Below are 21,772 nucleotides of genomic sequence, written 5' to 3'. Positions count from 1 at the left end.
TAAGGAGAACTGTTTGTGTTTGAAGTGATCAAAACAGAGGGGAGAGCCCGGCGGGGCGTGTTTACCTGTCCCCACGGGACGGTCCAGACCCCGGTTTTTATGAACGTGGGCACCCAGGGCGCCATCAAGGGGGCGGTATCCGCCCATGACCTGAAGGACATCGGCTGCCAGATCGAGCTGTCCAACACCTACCACCTGCATCTGCGCCCCGGGGACGGGGTGGTGCGGCAGATGGGAGGACTGCACAAATTCATGGACTGGGACGGCCCCATGCTCACCGACAGCGGCGGCTTTCAGGTGTTCTCCCTGTCCGGTCTGCGGAAGATCAAGGAGGAGGGCGTTACCTTCGCCTCCCACATCGACGGCCGGCGGATCTTCATGGGCCCAGAGGAGTCCATGCAGATCCAGTCCAACCTGGGCAGCGACATCGCCATGGCCTTTGACGAGTGTGTGGAGAACCCCTCGCCCCGGGAGTATGTGCAGCAGTCCTGCGAGCGGACGGTCCGCTGGCTGGAGCGGTGTATTGAGGAGCACAAGCGCCTCAACGCCCAGCCCGACTGCGTCAACCCCGGCCAGATGCTTTTCGGTATCAACCAGGGAGGGACCTATCCCGACATTCGGGTCTGGCACATGGAGGAGATCGCCAAGCTGGACTGCGATGGCTATGCCATCGGCGGTCTGGCGGTAGGGGAGCCCACCCAGGTGATGTACGACATCATCGACGCGGTGGAGTCCCACATGCCCCAGGACAAGCCCCGGTATCTCATGGGGGTGGGCACCCCCTCCAACATCATCGAGGCGGTGGCCCGCGGCGTGGACTTCTTCGACTGTGTCATGCCCGCCCGGAACGCCCGCCACGGCAAGCTGTACACCTGGCAGGGCACCATCAATCTGAAAAATGAGAAATACAAGCTGGACCCCCGGCCCATCGACCCCACCTGCACTTGTCCGGCCTGTTCCTCCTTCTCCCGGGCCTACCTGCGCCACCTGTTCACGGCGGGGGAGATGCTGGCCATGCGGCTGGCGGTGCTCCACAACCTCCATTTCTATAACGAACTGATGGCCCGCATCCGTCAGGCCCTGGACCAGGGGACCTTCGAGGAATTCCGATCCCAATATTCCGGAGTGCTGGACCGGCCCGCCCAGGAGACCGAATGAAAAGGAGAGGGCGAATTTGACAAAAAGGCTTGTCAAAGGGCCCTGAAACCGCTATAATAATAGAAAAGTGTCCAGCGGAAGGCTGGCAGATAACGTTTGGAGGGAAACAACTTTGGAAACCGTCATTTTGCTTGTCCTCATGTTCGCCATGCTCTATTTCTTCATGATCCGCCCCGAAAACAAGCGGAAGAAGGAAGCGGAGAATCTTCGCAACTCCCTGACTGTGGGTGACGAGATCACCAGCATCGGCGGCATTACCGGCACCATCTGCGCCGTGAAGGAAAACACCATCGTCATCGAGACCGGCGCTGACCGCGTCCGCATTGAGCTGACCAAGTGGGCCGTCTCCACCAAGAACGCCAAGGACGGCGAGCAGAGCAAGTAATCCGAAAAATTGGACATGAAACATACCCTCCCCGCATAGGTTTTGTCAGAAGCCATGGGGGAGGGTATTGTTATGAAAAAACGGGACAGACGCCCGGAGGAGCCGGGCGGACAGTGGATCGACGCCCTGTGCGATCTGCTGAAGGGGGGCGCGCTGGCCGGAGCGGCCGCCATCCTGACCCTGCTGCTGTGCGCGGTGCTGGTGTCTGCGGGATTGCTGCGGGAGCGGTGGATGGAGGGCGCGGTGCTGGCTGTCTGCGTGTTGGGCGCTATGACCGGCGGCCTGTACGCGGCCCGGAGGATCGGCAGGCGGACCCTGCTGGTGGGTCTGGGCGTGGGGGGCGTGCTGTTTCTGCTGCTTTTAACGGCCGGGCTGCTGGCCTATGACACCGCCTCGGTGGACCAGGGCGGGGTGGGCCTGCTGTCCGCCTGCCTGTGCGGCGGCGGCATCGCCGGGGTGCTGGGCGGCGCCTCCAAGAAAAAACGCAGAAGATGATTGAAAAAGGAAAAAAGCTGTGGTATAATAACTTCAAATTATGCGGAGCCAAGGCTCCGCGATCATCAGGAGGAGATACCAATGAAGCACATCCAGACTCTCAATGGGGCCACTCTGAAGGCCAGCGCCGCCAAGGGCGGCTGCGGCGAGTGCCAGACCTCTTGCCAGTCCGCCTGCAAGACTTCCTGCACCGTGGCCAACCAGAAGTGCGAGAACCAGTAATATAAAACAGCACTTGAAAAGGGTAGGCGTTAGCCTGCCCTTTTACTATGCAAAGACGCTCTGCCGCCCGGGGTGAAAGGGGCGGGGAGAAAAGGAAAGGAAATTTTGACATGGTACATACCTTTACTGCCCTGGGCCAGTACCTGGCGGCGGATGTGAACAGCGGCGCGGTCCATGTGCTGGACAAGCTGAGCTATGACCTGCTCTCCCGGGTGGAGGGTCCCATGGGGGAGAAGCTGCCGGAGGAGCTTGCCGGCCAGCTGACCCAGTATGACCCCGCCGAGCTGGCCGAGGCATGGGAGGAGCTGCGGGGCCTCCAGGACCAGGGCCTGCTCTTTACCGACGACGAGTATGTGGACCGGGACAAGGCCATGGAGCTGCCCCGGCAGGCAGTGGTCAAGGCCCTGTGCCTCCATGTGTCCCACGACTGCAATCTGCGGTGCAAGTACTGCTTCGCCTCCACCGGCGACTTCGGCACCGGCCACCGCATGACCATGGACTTCGAGACCGCCAAGCGTGCCATCGACTGGGTGGTGGCCAAGTCTGGCAAGCGCCGGAATATCGAGGTGGACTTCTTCGGCGGCGAGCCGCTGATGGCGATGGACACGGTGAAGAAGACGGTGGAGTATGCCCGCTCTCTGGAAAAAGAACATGACAAGTGCTTCCGCTTTACCATCACCACCAACGGCATCCTGCTGAGCGATGAGAACATCGAGTACATCAATCGGGAGATGTCCAATGTGGTCCTCTCCCTGGATGGCCGGAAGGACGTCAACGATAACATGCGTCCCACCATCAACGGGAAGGGGAGCTATGACGTCATTACCCCCAAGTTCCAGAAGCTGGTGGCGGGGCGGGGGACCAAGGACTACTATGTCCGCGGCACCTTCACCCGCCAGAACCTGGACTTCGCCCAGGATGTGCTCCACATGGGAGACCTGGGCTTCCGCCATGTGTCGGTGGAGCCCGCCAGCGGCCCTCTGGACGACCCCTTTGCCATTAAGGAGGAGGATCTGGTCCAGGTGGAGGCCGAATATGAGAAGCTGGCACGGGAGCTGATGGACCGGAAGGACATCAACTTCTTCCACTTCAACGTGGACCTGGCTCAGGGGCCCTGCGTCATCAAGCGGCTGCGGGGCTGCGGCGCCGGCTGCGAGTATGTGGCCATCACCCCCGACGGCGACATCTACCCCTGCCATCAGTTCGTGGGGAAGGAGGAGTACCGGATGGGCAATGTGTTCGACGGCTCCTTCGATATGGAGATCTCCCGGACCTTTGCCGACCAGAACATTTACACCCGTCCCGCCTGCCGGGAATGCTGGGCCCGGTTCTATTGCAGCGGCGGCTGCTCCGCCTCCAATCTGCTTGTCAACGGCGACATAACAAAGTCTAACGAGGTGGCCTGCGCCATGGAGCGCAAGCGCCTGGAGTGCGCCATTGCCCTGAACGCCATTGCCGCCGGCATGGGCGGGGAGGGGAATACAGGATGTGATAATACGGACTGTAATCAGTGCGGCGAGTGTCTCTAAAACTGCGTAAATCCCAGATATAGCAATCAAAACAAGTGAAATACCTATATTTAGTGAGGAGAGCCCTGCTTCAGCAGGGCTCTCCTTTTTCTCCATTTACAAAGTTTACATAATCAAATTTACATAACAAGTTGAGAAACAAGAAAAAATCCTAAAATTTCCTGAAAAGGACTTGCGAAAAATGGCGAATGAGGCTATATTAGATATATCATTAACCCATGCGCCTGAGATTCCCCGTCTATTTTTTCCCGTTCCCACATAGCTTGTACTGAGGTGAGGATGATGGGAAAACGGGAACAGAAGAAATGGGACTTGCTGTGGGGACAGGGCGCGACGCTGGTGCTGCTGTGCCTGCTGTTTTTGGCGGGCGGGATCGCCGGGTGTCTGTTTGCCGGGCTTGCGGATCGAGAGGGAGCCGAAGGCCTGCGGGATTACCTGATCGACTATCTTTCCCTGGTCCGTGACGGCGACCTGTTCCGAGCGCTGTGGCCTGTGGTGTGGGGAGAGATGCGCTATCTTCTGGCGGTCCTTCTGTTGGGCGTGACGGCCATCGGTGTGGCGGCGATTCCCCTGGTCCTGCTGGTCCGAGGATTTTTCTTCGCCTTTTCGGTGGGCTGTTTTTGCAGGGTGTTCGGTGCGGCCGGACTGATTCCCGGGTTGGTCCTGTTCGGACTTCCGGCCCTGCTGTGGGGACCCGCTCTGTTTCTGGCGGCCTTTCAGGGGATGGCAGGCGCCCAGGCTCTGATGCGCCGGGTAGTAGGCGAGTCCCGCTGCGCGCTTCCTTTCTCACCGAGATACTGGGTGCGAGCCGGGATCTGCGGCACCCTGATGTTGGCCTGTGCGGGAGTGGAATACGCGGTGGTGCCGGTGCTGCTCCGGGCGGCGGCCCGGGTCGTGTTGTAATTTTGATGTGGGAGAGTTGGATGGTGGCTGATTGGTTATCTGTCTACGAGGACTATTTAACAAATGAAAAACATGCCTCGGCGAACACGGTCAGCTCCTATCTGCGGGACGTGCGGCAGTTTGCCAAGGAGATGGAGGAACGGGACATCCCTCTGACCGAGGTGCTGTCCCAGGATGTGGATGAGTATGCCCATTCTCTGTCCAGAAAGGGGAAATCCCCTGCCACAGTGACCCGTTCCGTAGCCTCCATCAAGTCCTTTTATAACTGTCTGATCGGTTTGGGCGCGGTTGACCGGAATCCGGCCAAAGGTGTGACCCCCGCCAAGGTGGAGCGAAAGCTGCCCCAGGTCCTGACGGGAAAGGAAGTGGAGCTGTTTCTGGAACAGCCCGAGTGTACCGACCTGAAGGGTTACCGGGACCGGGCCATGCTGGAGTTGCTCTATGCCACCGGCATCCGGGTCAGCGAGCTCATCGCTCTGGATGTGGACGACCTGAATCTGCCCGGCGGGGTGCTCAAGTGCTACAGCAAGGGGAAGGAGCGGATCATTCCCCTGTATCCGGCGGCCATCCGGGCCCTCAACGAGTATGTACATAACGTCCGGCCCCAGTTGGTGGACGCGCTGGATGAGACCGCGCTCTTTGTCAACATGAACGGGGAGCGGATGAGCCGTCAGGGCTTCTGGAAGCTCATCAAGTACTATCAGGAGAAGGCGGGCATCAAGAAGGACATCACCCCCCATACCCTGCGCCACTCCTTTGCCGCCCATCTGCTGGAGAATGGGGCGGACCTGAGATCCATCCAGGAGATGCTGGGCCATGCCGATATCTCCTCCACCCAGATTTATTCCCGGCTTTTGAACCAGAAGATCAAAGACGTATATCTGAAGGCCCATCCAAGGGCATAAACCTTCGCTATGGTGGATATGAGCCGCCATGTACCTATGTTTGCATCGTAAAACAGCAGGAGAAAAACTCCTGCTGTTTTTGCGTCTATCTGAAAAGAGCGCCGCAGCCCCAAATCTTGACAGGGACGGCGGCGCCGTGTTATGATCGTTTTAAATTCAAAGGAAACGGAGGCGGGAAGATGCGCAATACCTCTTGCTGATGGTATGACAACAGGTGTCCGGGACGCGGGAGCGCCCCTGCCTTGTCATACGCGCGAGAGGGATGCGTGTCCGCCTCCGGTGATATTGGGGAAGGGCGCCCGGCCTGGCCGGGGGCCGGTGTCCCCCTGTCTGCCGCGAGAGGAGCGTTCCTCTTGCGGCATTTTGATTTTACAGACAGGGGGCATACATATGTCACAGATCATCATACAAAACCTCTCCTTCACCTATGAGGGAGATTACACGCCGGTATTTCAGAATCTGGACCTCCGGCTGGACACCAACTGGAAGCTGGGTCTGGTGGGCCGGAACGGGCGGGGAAAGACCACCCTGCTTCGCCTGTTGGCGGAGGAGCTGGAGGGGACGGGGACCATCTCCTGCCCGGAGCCCATGGCCTATTACCCCCGGCCGGCGGCGGACCCGGAGCGGCCTGCCCTTCCGGTGCTGCTGGAAGCGGCTCCGGAGCTGGAAGAGTGGCAGCTGATCCGGGAGCTGTACCGGCTGGGGCTGGACGAAGAGATCCTGAGCCGGCCCTTCTCCAGCCTCAGCGGCGGGGAGCAGACCCGGGCCCAGTTGGCCGCCCTCTTTGGGGCGGAGGACTGTTTTCCCATGCTGGACGAGCCCACCAACCACCTGGACAGCAGCGGCCGGGAACAGGTGGCGCGGTATCTCCGGTCCCTGGACCGGGGGTTTCTGCTGGTATCCCATGACCGGGCATTTCTGGACGGCTGCGTGGACCATATCCTGGCGCTGAACCGGACGGGGCCGGAGATCATGCGGGGGAGTTTCTCTACCTGGTTGGAGGAGAAGGAGGCCAGGGACCGGGGAGAGTCGGCACGAAACGAGAAGCTGAAGGGGGAGATCCGCCGTCTGGAGGATGCAGCCAGGGCCAGAAAACAGAAGGCGGACGCCGTGGAGCGTGCCAAGACGGGGATCTCCTCCCAAGGGATCGTCAAGCACGGCCTACGTCCATATCTGGGTGAAAAGTCCAGAAAGGGACAGCAGCAGCGGCTGAACATGGAGCGCCGGGCGGAGCGGGCAATCCGGGAAAAATCCGCGCTATTACAGGATATAGAGACGGCGGACAGTCTGAAGCTCTTCCCAGCCCGGCACTACAGCCAGCGGCTGGTGGAGGGGAAAAATCTCTCGATCCACTACGATGGGAGAACGATATGCAAGGGGATCGACTTGACAGTTGAACAGGGAGAGCGCGTCTGTTTGGAGGGGGGAAACGGCAGCGGGAAGACCAGTCTCCTCCGGCTGATACTGGGGGAAGAAGGGTCCTATACCGGGCAGCTGTGGAGGGTCCCGGGACTGGAGATCTCCTATGTGCCGCAACAGGCGGACCATCTGACCGGAAGCCCTTTGGATTGGGCGGAGGAACAGGAGATCGACTTGACGCAGTTTCTGACCATCCTGCGGAAGCTGGATTTCCCCCGGGCCCTCTTTGAGCGGGATATGGCGGGGTACAGCGCCGGACAGAAAAAGAAGGTCCTCCTGGCCGCCAGCCTGTGCCGGAGCGCCCACCTGTATGTATGGGATGAACCGCTGAACTATATTGACCTGTTTTCCCGGATGCAGATCGAGCAGTTGCTCCTGGAGTACCGGCCCACCATGCTCTTTGTGGAGCACGACAAGGTCTTTCGGGAAAAGGTGGCCACCCGGCGGGTGACGCTGTAAAAAATGCCGTGGGCGACATGCGGCCCACGGCATTTTTATGAAACAAGAATATGTTACGGCTCCTGCCAAGCCTTGCACACGTCGATCCAGCCCCGGGCATGGGAGAACTCATCCAACTCATCGCAGGTCAGCTGGATGGCGGAATTGGAGCTTCCGGCGGCGGGGAAAACGGTGTCGAACCGTTTCAGGGACACGTCCAGGTAGGTCTCCACCCCATCAGGATTGGCAAAGGGGCAGACCCCGCCGATGGCGTGGCCAGTGAACTGGGATACCTGCTCCGGAGTGAGCATCTTGGCCTTGGTATGGAACATGGCCTTGTACTTGCTGTTGTCCACCTTGGCGTCCCCGGCGGCCACGATGAGGACACAGTGGTCCTCCACCAGGAAAGACAGGGTCTTGGCGATGCGGGCGGGGATGACGCCCACGGCCTGGGCGGCCAACTCCACCGTGGCGCTGGAAACGGGAAACTCCAGAATGTCCCCCTCGCGGCCCAGGGGACGGAAGTAGGCGCGGACCTTCTCAATAGACATAGCTCAACCCTCCAGCTTCCGGGCGGCCTTGTCCAGGAAGCGCTGGTCGGTGACGATGAACCGCTCGTGGGTCCCCTCGCCGATGAGGCCCTTCTCGTCGTAGGCGGCCACCTTCAGCTCGATGCGTTTGCCGTCCACAGCAGTGACCTCGCTCTCAGCCCATACCTTCAGGCCCACGGGGGTCGCGGAGAGGTGGGAGATGTTCAGCTTGGTGCCCACGGTGCTCTCGCCCTGGGCCAGAGCGGGGGCGACGGCGGTCCAGGACGCCTTCTCCATCAGGGCGCACATCCAGGGGGTGGCAAAGACAGGAAGGGTGCCGGAACCGGCGCTCATGGCGGTGTTCTGGTCATTCACTTCGGCCTCGGCCCGGCCCTTCATTCCAACGGTAACAGACATGGTATGTCCTCCTTTGTACATGGTTGCAAAAGATTCTACTACACCGGGGAGAAAAAATCCAGCCCCATCCAAGGGAAGTTTCTCAAGCGTTACAGCAGGGGTGCCTGGAATTCATCCCGGATATGGAAGAGGGCGTTAAGGACCAGCCAGTTCTGGGGGAAGGGCCGCATCAGATTCCAGTAGCCCACGCCGTACAGGCCGTATTCCCGGGCCAGGTCCAGCTTGGCCCGGATGCTGCGGGCGTCCTCAAACCAGACCTCGTGCTCCCGGCCATCCACGTCCACATAGCGGAACCAGGGGGACTGAGCCTGATCATCGAACCGGATGGCGGCGTAATGCCGGGCAGCCAGCTCCACGGCGTACTGGTTGGAGATGGAGGTGGCGCGGTTCCCCTCCCGGTAGGGCAGGGGCCAGTCGTAGCCGTAGTTGGGGATCCCCAGATAGATCTTTTCCGGCGGCATCTCAGTTAGGGCGTAGTCCACCACCTGACGCACATTCCGAATGGGCGCTACCGCCATCGGGGGTCCGTAGGTATATCCCCACTCATATGTCATCAGCAGCACGAAGTCGGCGGCCTGGGAAAGCAGTTTATAATCGTGCCCCTCGTACAGGCGTCCCGGCTGGGCGGCGAACACCTTGGGAGCCAGGGCCACGATGACGGGCATCCCCCAGGGACGCAGAGCCTCCCGCAGGCGGGCCACGAACTGGGCATAGGCCGCGGCGTCCGTGCCGTAGACATACTCAAAGTCCACGTCCACCCCCTGGTAGCCCTTTCGGGACACGGTGTCCAGCAGTTGGGCGATGAGGTTGGCCTGGACCGCCTGGTCGTTGAGGAGAATATGGGCCAGTTCATTGGAAAAGCCGCCTTCCTCCGTCAGGGTGGACAGATGGAGGAGGGGACGGACTCCCATTCGCCGGGCGGCGTCGATGAGAGCCTGGTCCTGGAGGTCGATGAGGTTGCCCTGAGGCGTGAAGCCGTAGGTGAAGGGAGTCAGATCGGAGAGATAGGGCAGCGTGCGCTGGAGCAGGCCCATGTCGATGTTGGGATAGGCATAGCCGTTGACGGACAGGGTGCCCTCCTTCTCCTGCTGATAGGAAATGACCAGCACCTGACCGGGGACGATCCGGTCCCCGCCCTTGAGGACCGGGTTGTTCCGCTGGAGCTGGCGCACCGTGGTATCGTGCATGGCGGCGATGGAGGCCAGGGTGTCGTCGGCCTTCACGGTGTGGGTCACCTTGGGGTACTGGATGACCAGAGTCTGGCCTACCACCAGGCGGGATGGGTCGGGGAGTTGGTTGTCATTGAGGAGCTGGGACAGGGAAACGCCGTACTGAAGCGCCACCGTGTATAGGGTGTCCCCCGGGCGGACCACATGAATGTCCATTTTGATACCTCCTTTTGCCGTCAGGTCAGGGTGATGAAATCGCTGCTGGCGTAGCCGATGGTCCCGTTGTAATCCACCAGATACCAGCCGTTGGACCGGTTCAAAACGGTCAGGGGGGCTCCGTCTGGGGCTTGGGCCAGGATAGGCGCCCCGGTGTTGGGCCGGGCCCGGATGTTCAGTACGCCCCAGGACACGTCTACCGTTGCGGACTGGTTCAGTTCCGCCGCGTAGAATGGAATGCCGAAGTATTCCGTGAGCGAGAGGACCAGGTTTCGGGCGATGGCGTCCAGATTGTTTACGATCCAGTTGGCGTCCGCCTCGTTGTCGTGGTAAGCCAGTTCCAAAAATACGGAGGGGGCCCGGACACGGCGCACCTCGCCGATGGCGGTCGTGCCCTCCGCGCGGACCAGGTTGGGCAGGGGATAGATGGCCTTCAGCCCGTCGGCGATGATCTCCGCCGCCCGCTGGCCTTCGGTACTGCCGGGATAGTAGAAGACAATGGAGCCGCGGACGGTGCCGTACCGGCCCTCAGGGGCGGCGTTGGAGTGGAGGGCAAGGTGCAGGTCGTAATTCCCCGCGTTGGAGGCGGCGATGGAGCTTGCGGCGGTCATGCTGGGGGTGTTGCGGGTGTAGCGGATGCCGGAGGCGTCCAGATAGGGCACCATTTTGTCCGCAAGCAAATTCATGTACTGCTCCTCAGTGCCGCCGGTCACATAATAGTTGTTCTCCTGGGTGGAGGGGGAGAGATAGATAATGGGCATGAAAAGCACCTCCCGTTTTTTCTCCATGCTATGCGGAAAAACAATATTTTGTGCAAAACAGGAGTTGACTTTGACGCTGCGTCAACTGATAGAATAGGGGACAAGGAGGGAGAGAGATGGAATATTCCATTCAGCAGCTGGCCCAGCTGGCAGGCGTGTCCACCCGCACCCTGCGCTGGTACCACAGCATCGGTCTGCTCAAGCCCAGCCGCGTGGCGGACAGCGGATACCGTTACTACGGTCCGGCGGAGGTGGACCGGCTCCAGGACATCCTGTACTACCGGGCCCTCGGGGTGGAGCTGGCCCGGATCAGGGAGATTCTGGACGCGCCCTCCTTCGACCGCCTGACCGCCCTGCGGGGCCATCTGGCCCAGTTGGAGTACAGAAGGCGGAACATTCAAGAGCTGATCGACTCGGTAAAGGCGACGATCCTGTCGGAAGAAAGGAATGAGAGCATGAGCGATGAAGCAAAATTCCAGGCTTTTAAGAGGAACAGCGTGGAAGAGAACGAGAGAACATACGGAAACGAGATCCGGGAGAAATATGGTGATGAGGAAGTGGACAGAGCCAATGAGACGTTTATGGGCCTGACCCGGGAACAATACCGGGAGTGGGAGGGCCTGGGAAAAGAGATCCTGGAGAAACTGTCCCGTGCCGTGACCGGCGGTCAGGACCCGTCGGGACCGGCAGGGGAGGAGCTGACCCGGCTCCACCGCCGCTGGCTGACCCTTACTTGGGGGAAGTACGACCCGGCCCGGCACAGGGGCGTGGTCCAGCTCTATGTCCAGGACCCCCGGTTTGCCGACTATTATGACGGGGATACGCCGGGCTGCGCCCGGTTCCTGTGTGACGCCGTGACCTGGTGGGCGGACCGGCTGTAACAAAAGAATCGCAAAGAGAGGAAAGCGTCAGGGGCCATTTTCTTTGCGATCAGAAATAATTTCACAACTTTTTGGATGGTTTGAACTTGATTTGGGCGGGCGAAAGGACCGCTTCGTCCCCCTGAAGCCAGCGCCGAAGCCTGTATTCCGGCGCTGGCTTTTTCTGGACAAAAATGGGCGCAGGAAGATTTTAGGGAAAAATCGAAAAAACACCTTGCAAAACATAGACGTATCCCTTATGATTGACAATTATGTTTGTTAAAACGAAGAAGGAGAGAGAACCCATGAACGAGCTCAAACCCCAGCTTTTGCTTTCCCTGCGGGAGTACTCCAAGGAAAAATTCATGAAGGACCTGATCTCCGGCGTCATTGTGGCCATCATCGCCCTGCCCTTGTCCATCGCCCTGGCCCTGGCCTCCGGCGTGTCTCCGGAGCAGGGCTTGTACACCGCCATTGTGGCCGGATTCCTCATCTCCGCTCTGGGCGGCAGCAAGGTCCAGATCGCCGGCCCCACAGCCGCCTTCGCCACCATCGTGGCGGGCATCGTGGCCAAGAATGGGATGGAGGGTCTGGCGGTGGCCACCATTCTGGCGGGCATTCTGCTGGTCCTGATGGGCCTGCTGCGGATGGGCAGCATGATCAAGTTTATCCCCTACACCATCACCACCGGCTTTACCGCCGGCATCGCGGTGACCATTCTCATCGGCCAGATCAAGGACTTTCTGGGTCTGACCTTTGAAAAATCTCCCATTGAGACCATTGAGAAGCTGGAGCAGGTGATCGCCTGCATCCATACCACCAACCTCATGGCGCTGGTGGTGGGCGTGCTGGCTCTGGCTATCCTCATTGTCTGGCCCAAGGTCTCCGCCAAGATCCCCGCCTCTCTGGTGGCGGTCATTGTGACCGCCGGGGCGGTGAAGCTGCTGGACCTGCCGGTGAACACCATCGGCGACCTGTACACCATCTCCAGCGCTCTGCCTGCCTTCCATCTGCCCGCTGTCTCCTACGAGACGGTGGCGGCGGTCCTCCCCGACGCCTTCACCATTGCCATTCTTGCGGCCATTGAGTCCCTGCTGTCGGCGGTGGTGGCCGATGAGATGATCGGCGCTCGGCACAACTCCAACATGGAGCTGGTGGCCCAGGGCGTGGGTAACGCGGCCTCGGCCCTGTTCGGCGGCATCCCCGCCACCGGAGCCATCGCGCGGACCGCGGCCAATATCAAAAACGGCGGTCTTTCTCCCGTGGCGGGCATGGTCCACTCCGTGGTGCTGGTGCTGGTGCTGGTGCTGCTGATGCCCTACGCTGCGCTGATCCCCATGCCCTGCATTGCCGCCATCCTGTTCCAGGTGGCCTACAATATGAGCGGGTGGCGGACCTTCGCCAGCGTGATCAAGCGTTCCCCCAAGAGCGACACCGCGGTGCTCCTGCTTACATTCTTCCTCACCGTGGTATTCGATCTGGTGGTGGCCATCGCCGTGGGCCTGTCCCTGGCCTGCCTGCTGTTCATGAAGCGGATGGCTGACGTGGCGGTGGTCGAGGAGTGGGATTATGTGGAGGATACCCAGGACGATCAGGGCCGTCTGAAGCCCGTCCCCGCCCACGTCATGGTCTATGAGATCACCGGCCCCATGTTCTTCGGCGCCGCCGACAAGATCCCCCACATGGACCAGGAGACCGACAAAAATGTGCTGATCCTGCGGATGCGGGCGGTCCCGGCTCTGGACATCACCGCGCTGAACGGCCTGAAGCGGCTGTGGGAGGAATGCCGCCGGAAGGGCATCCGTGTGGTATTCTCCCATGTGAATGAGCAGCCCATGTCCGTGATCAAGAAGTCCGGCTTCTACGATGAGGTGGGGGAGAGCTATTTCCAGCCCAACATCGACGCCGCTCTGGAGCGGGCGGTCGCCCTGCGGGATGAGCTTGCGGAGAACCAGCAGGCGTAAGCGCTGTTTTGTTATCTCAGCCCCGCCGACCACGCTCATTATGAAACAACACCCCGGCGCCCAAAAGGGCGCCGGGGTGTTCCGTTTGATGGGAAAGGCGGTTCATTCCTCCTGGCACAGCTCCTCCAGAGCCCGCCGGTCCCGCAGCGTCAGCGCGCGGTAGCCCAGCTCCACCAGCCCCCTGCGGGAGAAGTCGTTGAGAATGCGGCTCACCGTTACCCGGCTTACCGACACCGAGGCGGCGATGTCGTCCTGGGTGCAGGATACAAGACCTTGGGCATTGCTGTGGGAGAGAAGGTACTGGGCCACCCGCCACCGGGCGGGGTGGAAGGCCATCTGGTCCACCTGGCCGGAGAGAAGGCGGACGGTACGGGCCAGATATTTCATCATGGCCAGCGCCAGCTCCGGGTCTCTGGCGATCTCCTGGGTCACCAGTTCACGGTCAATGGGGACCAGCTGGCAGGACGTCAGGGCCACGGCGGAGGACACCCGGGGCATCTCGTCAAAAAAAGAGGCCTCGCCGAAAAGACTGCCCGCTTCGTAGATGTTCAGCACCCGTTCATTGCCGTCCTCAGACTGGATGAAGCTTTTCACCCGGCCCTCCTTGAGAAAGTAGAAGCAGGTGGCTTCGGTGCCCTGGAGATAGATGAGAAAACCGGGAGAGCAGGCGATGGGAGCCCGGTGCTCGGCGAAGGGCTTCCACATTTGCGCGGGAAGGCCCATAGAGTCCTGGGACAGCGGTTCCACGGCAGTTCACCTCCAAATTAACCGTGTTTCGCTCATGGGACGGATGTTTTCGAATACTCAGACGGTGGAAAAAACTTGTTTGACCGCCTGCGATTATAACATAGTTTACATTCTTTTGGCAAGGGCCCTGTCATACTAATACCATCCGCACATAGGAGGAATCGTTTTTATGGGAATGACCATGACACAGAAGATCCTGGCAAAGGCCGCCGGTCTGGACCGGGTGGAGCCGGGCCAGCTTATCGAAGCCAGACTGAACATGGTGCTGGGCAACGACATCACCACCCCCGTTGCCATCACCGAGTTTGAAAAGGCGGGCTTTACCCAGGTTTTTGACCGGGACAAGATCGCCATCGTTCTGGACCACTACACTCCCTGCAAGGACATCAAGTCCGCCCAGCTGTGCAAGCAGGCCCGGGAGTTTGCGCATAAGCACCAGATCACCAACTTCTTTGATGTGGGCCACATGGGCGTGGAGCACGCCCTGCTGCCTGAGAAGGGCCTGTGCGCCCCCGGCGAGGTCATCGTGGGCGCCGACTCCCACACCTGTACCTACGGCGCGCTGGGCGCTTTCTCCACCGGCATCGGCTCCACCGATATGGCCGCCGGCATGGCCACCGGCCTGCTGTGGTTCAAGGTGCCCTCCGCCATCAAGGTGACGCTGAAGGGCAAGCTTCAGCCCCATGTGTCCGGCAAGGACGTGATCCTGCATCTGATCGGCACCATCGGCGTGGACGGCGCCCTGTACAAGTCCCTGGAGTTTACCGGAGAGGGCGTCTCCTCTCTGTCCATGGACGACCGCTTTACCATCTCCAACATGGCCATCGAGGCTGGCGGCAAGAACGGTATTTTCCCCGTGGACGAGAAGACCATGGAGTACATCAACGGCCGGGTCAGCCGCCCCTGCGAGGCCTTCTCCGCCGATTCTGACGCCGTTTATGACAGAGAGGTGGTCATCGACCTGGACAAGCTGGAGCCCACCGTGGCCATGCCCCACTTGCCCGAAAACACCAAGGTGGTCAGCGAGGTGGCCGGCCTGCCCATTGACCAGGTGGTCATCGGCTCCTGCACCAACGGACGGATCAGCGACCTGCGTGCCGCCGCCGCCGTCATGAAGGGCAAAAAGATAGCGCCCAATGTCCGCTGCGTGGTCATCCCCGCCACCCAGGCCATCGTTCTCCAGGCCATGGAGGAGGGCCTGATCCAGACCTTTATCGAGGCCGGCGCCGCCGTCTCCACCCCCACCTGCGGCCCCTGTCTGGGCGGCCACATGGGCGTTATGGCGGAAGGGGAGCGCACCGTCTCCACCACCAACCGGAACTTTGTGGGCCGTATGGGCCATGTGTCCTCCGAGGTCATCCTGGCCAGCCCCGACGTAGCCGCCGCCTCCGCCATCGCCGGCTGCGTGGCCGACCCGCGCAAGTGAGGAGTTTGGAGACAGGAGACAGGAATTGCGGCGTCCCGCCCCAGCCCACGCCCCGCTCCTGCCGGAAAAGAAAGGAAAGATAACTATGAAGGTTTATAAATACGGCGCCAACGTGGACACTGACGTGATCATTCCCGCCCGGCACCTGAACGACCCCTCTCCCGCCGCGTTGGCCTCCCACTGCATGGAGGACATCGACGCCGACTTTGCCTCCACCGTGGAGGAGGGGGACATCATCGTGGCCGGACCCAACTTCGGCTGCGGCTCCAGCCGGGAGCACGCCCCTCTGGCCATCAAGTCCTGCGGGGTCAAATGCGTCATCGCCCCTTCCTTTGCCCGCATCTTCTACCGCAATTCCATCAACATCGGCTTTCCCATCGTGGAGTGCCCCCAGGCCGCTGAGGAGATCCAGTCCGGGGACCAGGTGGAGGTGGACTTCGCCTCCGGCGTCATCACCGACGTGACCACCGGCAAAACCTATCAGGCCGCGCCCTTCCCCGAGTTCATCGACGGCATCATTAAGAGCGGCGGCCTGCTCAATTCCCTGAAGGCGAGAGGGGTGGCGAAATGAACTATAAGATCGCGCTGATCCGGGGCGACGGCATCGGCCCCGAGGTAGTGGGCGAGGCGGTCAAGGTCATGGAGACCGTGGGCGCCAAGTTCGGCCACAGCTTTGAATTTGTAGACGTGATGATGGGCGGCTGCGCCATCGACGCGGTGGGCAAGTCTTACCCCGACGGCACCGCGGACAAGTGCAGAGCCTGCGACGCGGTGCTTCTGGGCGCCGTGGGCGGTCCCAAGTGGGGTCACGCCACCGAGGCGGAGAAGCGGCCCGAGACCGCCCTGCTGTCCATCCGCAAGGACCTGGGCCTGTATGCCAACCTCCGTCCCGCCGCCCTCCGGCCCGCGCTGGCCGACGCCTGCCCCCTGAAGAAGGAGACGGCGGACAGGGGCATTGACCTGATGATCGTCCGGGAGCTGACCGGCGGCATCTACTTCGGCAAGCGGGAGAAGTACCAAACCGAGGACAGGGGAGAGGAGGCCGCCGACCGGATGGCCTACTCCGAGATGGAGATCGAGCGTATCGGCCGTCGGGCCTTCGAGCTGGCCCGTCTGCGCGGCAAGAAGGTGTCCAGCGTGGACAAGGCCAACGTGCTGGAGACCTCCCGTCTGTGGCGGAAGGTGATGCACCGGCTGGCGGAGGAATACTCCGACGTGGCCTATGAGGATGTGCTGGTGGACAACGCCGCCATGCAGATGGTCCGGGACCCCGGCCAGTTCGACGTGGTGGTTACCGAGAACATGTTCGGCGACATTCTGTCCGACGAAGCCTCCATGATCACCGGGTCCATCGGCCTGCTGCCCTCCGCGTCCATCGGAGATACCGCCCCCGGCCTGTACGAGCCCATCCACGGCTCCGCGCCTGACATCGCCGGCCAGGACAAGGCCAACCCCATCGCCACCATCCTGTCCGTCGCCATGATGTTCCGCTACTCGTTCCAGCTGGCGGCGGAGGCCGACGCCATTGAGAAAGCGGTGGATGCCGTCCTTAACGAGGGCTGGCGCACCGCCGACATCGCCGGGCCCGGTGAAACGGCTGTGGGAACCGTGAAAATGGGCGAGCTGATCCGCGAGAAGATCTGATCCGCGGTGTTCCCCACGGCAAAAACCTCTGAACATGAGCGGTCCTCCTCCGGGAGGGCCGCTGCTTTTTGCATAATTTGACGAAAGAAAGGGGATACTGATCCCGCTTTGAAGGAAAGAATGATGAAAGATTCATTTTTCCAAAATCTTTGTAAATTTCCCTTGCTTTTTTGCAAGTTTTTTTTTATAATATGCCGTGCAACACTGAGTCAGCCGGGATATTTGGTCGAATGAAGCGTGAAACAAGGTTATCCGCAGGAAAACTTGCAAGTTGAAAAGCGAGATGGATTCATTCCTGCAAAACAGAGGCAGGAAGGGCGGCAGGCTCATAAGATAACTTGGGAGGAATTGGTATGAAGGAATTATCCAAAATCGCTCTGGCGGTGGAACCCTCCGCTACCATGGCGATCGACTCCATGTTTAAGCAGATGAAGGCGGAGGGGATCGACGTCATCGGCTTTGGCGCCGGTGAGCCGGATTTTGCCACTCCGGACCACATCAAGGCTGCCGGCCACGCGGCCATCGACCATAACGATACCCGGTATACTCCTTCCAGCGGCACCGTGGAGCTGCGCCAGGCCATCTGTGACCGTCTGAAGGCCGACTGCGGCCTGGAGTATGACTTCAAGCAGATCTGTGTTTCCAGCGGCGCCAAGCCCTGCGTCTATGTGGCCCTGCGGGCCCTGGTCAACCCCGGGGACGAAGTGATCCTGCCCTCTCCCTACTGGGTCAGCTACGCCGAGCTGATCCGCATGGTCGGCGGCGTGCCCGTGATCCTGGAGGCCACCGAGGCCAATGAGTTCAAGATCACCGCCGAGAGCCTGGCCGCTGCCATCACCCCCAATACCAAGTGCATGATCCTGAACAACCCCTCCAACCCCACCGGCTCCATGTACAACCGCCGGGAGCTGGAGGCCATGGCCAAGGTCTGCGTCGAGAAGGACATCTACGTCATTTCCGACGAGATCTACTACAGTCTGGTCTATGACAACGCGGAATTTGTCAGCTTCGCTTCTCTGGGCGACGACGTGAAGGAGCGCACCCTCCTGATCAACGGCGTCTCCAAGTCCTATGCCATGACCGGCTGGCGGATCGGCTATGTGGCCGCCAACCACGAGATCGCCAAGATCATCTCCAACTACCTCAGCCACTGCATCGGCTCTCCCTGCGCAGTCTCCCAGAAGGCCGCCCTGGAGGCCCTGACCGCCTCTCAGGAGAGCGTGGAGAGCATGCGTCTGGCCTTTGAGCGCCGCCGCAACTACATGGTGGACCGGATGAACAGTATCGAGGGGGTCAGCTGCAACAAGCCCCACGGCGCTTTCTATGTGATGATGAACATTGAGAAGCTCATCGGCAAGGAGATGCACGGCCAGGTCATCCGGAACGCCGACGACTTCGGCACCCTGTTCCTGAAGTACGGCAAGGTGGCTGTGGTCCCCGGCACCAGCTTCGGCGCCCCCAACTTCGTCCGCTGGTCCTACGCCACGTCTATTGAAAACATCAAAGAGGGCCTGAAGCGCCTGGAGAAGTTCCTCAAGGGCGAGACCGTCTGAGTGAAATCAAATGCGAAAAGGATGCCGCGTAAGCGGCATCCTTTTTTGATGAAATTTTCCTGAAAGTTTTCTGAAAGTGTGGCAAAGGCAAGGGAAATACGATATAATAAATTTAACTCTGCCGCAGCTCCTGCCGGAGGGGCAGGGCGGAGGCGGAACGCCTTCCTTTCTTCCAACACTTTAGATAAAAGAGGTTGAAATAACATGGCTACCAATACCTACGAAAGCCCGCTGTCCTCCCGTTACGCCAGCGATGAGATGCTGTACATCTTCTCCGCGGACAAGAAATTCTCCACCTGGCGCCGTCTTTGGGTCGCCCTGGCCCGGGCCGAGATGGAACTGGGCCTGCCCGTCACCCAGGAGCAGGTGGATGAGCTAGAGGCTCATATCACCGACATCGACTACGAAAAAGCCGCCCAGTGGGAAAAGAAGTTGCGTCACGACGTAATGGCCCATGTCCACACCTACGGCGAGCTGTGCCCCAAAGCCATGCCCATCATCCATTTGGGCGCCACCAGCTGCTATGTGGGCGACAATACCGATGTGATCCTCATGCGGGAGGGTCTGGAGCTGGTCCGGAACAAGCTGGTCCAGGTCATTGCCAAGCTGGCCAAGTTTGCCGACGAGTATAAGGCCCTGCCCACCCTGGGCTTTACCCATTTCCAGGCCGCCCAACTGGTCACCGTGGGCAAGCGCGCCACCCTCTGGATGAACGAGCTGCTCATGGATTTGGAGGAGGTGGAGTACCGGATCTCCACCCTGAAGCTGCTTGGCTCCAAGGGTACCACCGGCACTCAGGCTTCCTTCCTGGAGCTGTTTGAGGGAGACCACGAGAAGGTCAAGCAGCTGGAGATGAAGATTGCGAAGGAAATGGGCTTTACATCCTTTGTCCCCGTAAGCGGACAGACCTATTCCCGTAAGATGGATTACAATGTGGTGTCCACCCTGGCCGGCATCGCCCAGTCCGCCAGCAAGTTTGCCACCGATATGCGTCTGCTTTGCCACCTGAAGGAGGTGGAGGAGCCCTTCGAGAAGAACCAGATCGGCTCTTCCGCCATGCCCTATAAGCGCAACCCCATGCGCTGCGAGCGGATCTGCTCCCTGGCCCGGTATGTTATTGTGGACGTGGGGAACCCCGCCATCACCACCGCCACCCAGTGGTTCGAGCGGACGCTGGACGACTCGGCCAACAAGCGCCTCTCGGTGCCCGAGGCATTCCTGGCAGTGGACGCTATCCTGAACATCTACCTCAACGTGGCCTCCGGCCTGATCGTCCACCCCAAGGTCATTGAAAAGCATGTCCTGGAGGAGCTGCCGTTCATGGCCAGCGAGAACATTATGATGGATGCGGTGAAAAAGGGCGGCAACCGCCAGGAGCTCCACGAGCGTATTCGGATCCACTCCCTTGAGGCAGGAAAGAATGTAAAGGATCTTGGCCTTACGAACAATCTCATTGATCTCATTGCGGAGGACCCCGCCTTCGGCCTGACCCGCGAGGAGTTGACCGCCCATCTGGAGCCCAGCCGCTACATCGGCCGCTGCCCCCAGCAGGTGGAGGAGTTCCTGGCCGAGGAGGTGGCGCCCGTGCTGGAGCGCTACGCGGATGTTTTGAAGAACAAGGAGACGGAGCTGAAGGTATAAATCGACAGGGAAGGACAGGTGGAGTGCCTTGAAGCGCAGCCATTACAAATCCTATTTTGCCGCGGGAGTCACGGCTTTCTGCGTGATCGCGGCGGCCATCCTGCTCTTTTTCCTGCTGTTCCACGCCTCTGTGGTCCGTGGATTCCTCACTATGCTGGCCCGTATTCTGCGGCCCATTTTCCTGGGCATGATCATCGCTTTTCTTCTATTGCCCATCCACCGGGGCATCCTGAGATTCATGATGGCTATGACGCCCAACTCCAGGCTGGAGAACCAACGGGACGTAGCCTTCCTGAATATCCTGGCCATTATCTTCAGCCTGTTTTTTGCCTTCTTCCTGCTCTATCTGCTGATGGCCATGGTGATTCCCCAGGTCTATCTCAGCGTGGTGGGGCTGGTCCAGGCTTTCCCGGGCTATATTGAGAGTGTTCAGACCTGGCTGCTGGCCTTTTTGGAAAACAATCCGGAGATCCAATCTGCCGTCATGCCCCTGTATAATTCGGCGGCGGCCTCTCTGGAGCAGTGGCTCGTTTCCGATATCCTGCCCAATCTGGAGTCAGTGACCTCCACCATCAAGTGGATCAAGGAGTCTATCCTGCCCAACATTACCGGCGTGGTCTCCAACGTTTCTGCCGTCATCATCGCCTTCCTGCTGCTGATGAAGGATCTGCTGATCGCGCTCATCGTCTCCGTCTATCTGCTGGCCCGCAAGGATACCTTCGCCGCCCAGAGCAAGAAGATCGTCTACAGCCTGTTTCCCACCCGGGTGGGGGATCTGATCGTGGACGAGACCCGGAACGCCTACCGCATCCTCAGCGGCTTCATCAATGGCAAGCTGCTGGACTCCCTGATTATCGGGGTCATTACTCTGGTGTGCTGCAACCTGCTTAAATTTCCCTATCCGGCGCTGCTCGCCACCATCATCGGCGTCACCAATATCATCCCCTTCTTTGGTCCCTTCATCGGGGCGGTGCCCTGCGCGTTCCTGATCCTGCTGGTCAGCCCCATCCAGTGCGTCTATTTCGTCATCTTCATCATCGTGCTCCAGCAGTTTGACGGCAATATCCTGGGCCCCAAGATCCTGGGCGATTCCACCGGGCTTGCCTCCTTCTGGGTGCTGTTCTCCATTCTCCTGTTCGGCGGCCTGTTCGGCTTTATGGGGATGGTGCTGGGCGTGCCGGTGTTTGCCATGCTGTACAGCATTATCACCCGTCTGGTCCGGCGGGGACTGCGGAACCACGGCCTGCCGGTGGAAACGGAATATTATCTCGGAAAAACAACGGCTTTGGCCCAAACCAACCGCGACGGGGCAGGGGAGAAGTCCGATTGAGCGTCTGCAATTCTTCTCAAGCGTAAATTAAGATAACAGGCTCCCATATCTCTGATATGG

At 60.2% G+C, this 21,772-nt stretch carries 21 protein-coding genes; 16 read left to right on the top strand and 5 right to left on the bottom strand.

Annotation, left to right across the window (positions count from 1 at the left end; genetic code table 11):
• The first annotated feature begins 15 nt into the window (after positions 1 to 15).
• The 8 genes from tgt to abc-f all read left to right on the top strand — a co-directional run bounded on the left by tgt (position 16) and on the right by abc-f (position 7,475).
• Entirely contained in the window at positions 16 to 1,158 is a 1,143-nt protein-coding gene (gene tgt, locus I6E39_RS04500; protein WP_235380403.1) for a tRNA guanosine(34) transglycosylase Tgt, read from the top strand.
• A gap of 112 nt (positions 1,159 to 1,270) precedes the next feature.
• A complete protein-coding gene (gene yajC, locus I6E39_RS04495) occupies positions 1,271 to 1,543 on the top strand; it encodes a preprotein translocase subunit YajC (protein ID WP_235380402.1) in 273 nt (90 codons plus the stop codon).
• 72 nt (positions 1,544 to 1,615) lie between these two features.
• On the top strand, positions 1,616 to 2,038 hold the full coding sequence (locus I6E39_RS04490; RefSeq protein WP_235380401.1) for a TIGR04086 family membrane protein: 423 nt from the start codon (positions 1,616 to 1,618) through the stop codon (positions 2,036 to 2,038).
• An 81-nt stretch (positions 2,039 to 2,119) separates the two neighbouring features.
• Complete coding sequence (scfA, locus tag I6E39_RS04485; protein WP_008980862.1) at positions 2,120 to 2,260, top strand: six-cysteine ranthipeptide SCIFF; 141 nt, start codon at positions 2,120 to 2,122, stop codon at positions 2,258 to 2,260.
• A 110-nt stretch (positions 2,261 to 2,370) separates the two neighbouring features.
• Positions 2,371 to 3,789: a thioether cross-link-forming SCIFF peptide maturase gene (gene scfB, locus I6E39_RS04480; RefSeq protein ID WP_235380400.1), complete on the top strand. Its 1,419-nt coding sequence runs from the start codon at positions 2,371 to 2,373 to the stop codon at positions 3,787 to 3,789.
• 282 nt (positions 3,790 to 4,071) lie between these two features.
• Complete coding sequence (locus tag I6E39_RS04475; RefSeq protein WP_235380399.1) at positions 4,072 to 4,692, top strand: stage II sporulation protein M; 621 nt, start codon at positions 4,072 to 4,074, stop codon at positions 4,690 to 4,692.
• Positions 4,693 to 4,712: 20 nt separating this feature from the next.
• Complete coding sequence (xerD, locus tag I6E39_RS04470) at positions 4,713 to 5,597, top strand: site-specific tyrosine recombinase XerD (RefSeq protein ID WP_235380398.1); 885 nt, start codon at positions 4,713 to 4,715, stop codon at positions 5,595 to 5,597.
• 390 nt (positions 5,598 to 5,987) lie between these two features.
• A complete protein-coding gene (abc-f, locus tag I6E39_RS04465) occupies positions 5,988 to 7,475 on the top strand; it encodes a ribosomal protection-like ABC-F family protein (RefSeq protein ID WP_235380397.1) in 1,488 nt (495 codons plus the stop codon).
• Positions 7,476 to 7,528: 53 nt separating this feature from the next.
• On the opposite strand, the gene I6E39_RS04460 is transcribed toward abc-f, so the two are convergent.
• The 4 genes from I6E39_RS04460 to I6E39_RS04445 form a co-directional block, all read right to left on the bottom strand.
• Positions 7,529 to 8,005 (bottom strand): YbaK/EbsC family protein, encoded by a 477-nt coding sequence (locus I6E39_RS04460; protein WP_235380396.1) that lies wholly within the window; start codon positions 8,003 to 8,005, stop codon positions 7,529 to 7,531.
• A 3-nt stretch (positions 8,006 to 8,008) separates the two neighbouring features.
• On the bottom strand, positions 8,009 to 8,401 hold the full coding sequence (locus I6E39_RS04455) for a thioesterase family protein (protein WP_235380395.1): 393 nt from the start codon (positions 8,399 to 8,401) through the stop codon (positions 8,009 to 8,011).
• 89 nt (positions 8,402 to 8,490) lie between these two features.
• Complete coding sequence (locus tag I6E39_RS04450; RefSeq protein ID WP_235380393.1) at positions 8,491 to 9,786, bottom strand: glycosyl hydrolase family 18 protein; 1,296 nt, start codon at positions 9,784 to 9,786, stop codon at positions 8,491 to 8,493.
• A 20-nt stretch (positions 9,787 to 9,806) separates the two neighbouring features.
• On the bottom strand, positions 9,807 to 10,547 hold the full coding sequence (locus I6E39_RS04445) for an N-acetylmuramoyl-L-alanine amidase (RefSeq protein ID WP_235380391.1): 741 nt from the start codon (positions 10,545 to 10,547) through the stop codon (positions 9,807 to 9,809).
• A 116-nt stretch (positions 10,548 to 10,663) separates the two neighbouring features.
• On the opposite strand from I6E39_RS04445, the gene I6E39_RS04440 reads away from it, so the two are divergent.
• Both I6E39_RS04440 and I6E39_RS04435 read left to right on the top strand, forming a co-directional pair.
• The gene (locus tag I6E39_RS04440; RefSeq protein WP_235380389.1) at positions 10,664 to 11,428 is read left to right on the top strand and encodes a MerR family transcriptional regulator; all 765 of its coding nucleotides are present in this window, start codon (positions 10,664 to 10,666) and stop codon (positions 11,426 to 11,428) included.
• 284 nt (positions 11,429 to 11,712) lie between these two features.
• Complete coding sequence (locus tag I6E39_RS04435; protein WP_235380386.1) at positions 11,713 to 13,371, top strand: SulP family inorganic anion transporter; 1,659 nt, start codon at positions 11,713 to 11,715, stop codon at positions 13,369 to 13,371.
• A gap of 102 nt (positions 13,372 to 13,473) precedes the next feature.
• Here the strand turns inward: I6E39_RS04435 and I6E39_RS04430 are convergent, their stop codons facing one another.
• Positions 13,474 to 14,118, bottom strand: a complete 645-nt coding sequence (locus I6E39_RS04430; RefSeq protein ID WP_235380384.1) for a Crp/Fnr family transcriptional regulator — start codon at positions 14,116 to 14,118, stop codon at positions 13,474 to 13,476.
• 169 nt (positions 14,119 to 14,287) lie between these two features.
• On the opposite strand from I6E39_RS04430, the gene leuC reads away from it, so the two are divergent.
• The 6 genes from leuC to I6E39_RS04400 all read left to right on the top strand — a co-directional run bounded on the left by leuC (position 14,288) and on the right by I6E39_RS04400 (position 21,712).
• Positions 14,288 to 15,544 carry a 3-isopropylmalate dehydratase large subunit gene (leuC, locus tag I6E39_RS04425; RefSeq protein ID WP_235380382.1) on the top strand — a complete coding sequence of 419 codons (1,257 nt, stop codon included), beginning with the start codon at positions 14,288 to 14,290 and terminating at the stop codon, positions 15,542 to 15,544.
• Between the two features lie 85 nt (positions 15,545 to 15,629).
• Positions 15,630 to 16,115, top strand: coding sequence for a 3-isopropylmalate dehydratase small subunit (locus I6E39_RS04420; protein ID WP_235380380.1), 486 nt, complete (start codon positions 15,630 to 15,632; stop codon positions 16,113 to 16,115).
• Positions 16,112 to 17,188 carry a 3-isopropylmalate dehydrogenase gene (gene leuB / locus I6E39_RS04415; RefSeq protein ID WP_235380378.1) on the top strand — a complete coding sequence of 359 codons (1,077 nt, stop codon included), beginning with the start codon at positions 16,112 to 16,114 and terminating at the stop codon, positions 17,186 to 17,188. The genes I6E39_RS04420 and leuB overlap by 4 nt, the downstream gene beginning before the upstream one ends.
• Before the next feature lie 353 nt (positions 17,189 to 17,541).
• Positions 17,542 to 18,741, top strand: a complete 1,200-nt coding sequence (locus tag I6E39_RS04410) for a pyridoxal phosphate-dependent aminotransferase (RefSeq protein WP_235380376.1) — start codon at positions 17,542 to 17,544, stop codon at positions 18,739 to 18,741.
• A 204-nt stretch (positions 18,742 to 18,945) separates the two neighbouring features.
• Entirely contained in the window at positions 18,946 to 20,382 is a 1,437-nt protein-coding gene (gene purB / locus I6E39_RS04405) for an adenylosuccinate lyase (RefSeq protein ID WP_235380374.1), read from the top strand.
• A gap of 28 nt (positions 20,383 to 20,410) precedes the next feature.
• A complete protein-coding gene (locus I6E39_RS04400) occupies positions 20,411 to 21,712 on the top strand; it encodes an AI-2E family transporter (RefSeq protein WP_235380373.1) in 1,302 nt (433 codons plus the stop codon).
• The last annotated feature ends 60 nt before the right edge of the window (positions 21,713 to 21,772 follow it).

This window comes from Pseudoflavonifractor phocaeensis, assembly GCF_021531375.1.
GTDB classification, from domain to species: Bacteria; Bacillota; Clostridia; order Oscillospirales; family Oscillospiraceae; genus Lawsonibacter; species Lawsonibacter phocaeensis_B.
This window is presented reverse-complemented; position numbering and strand designations above follow the sequence as displayed.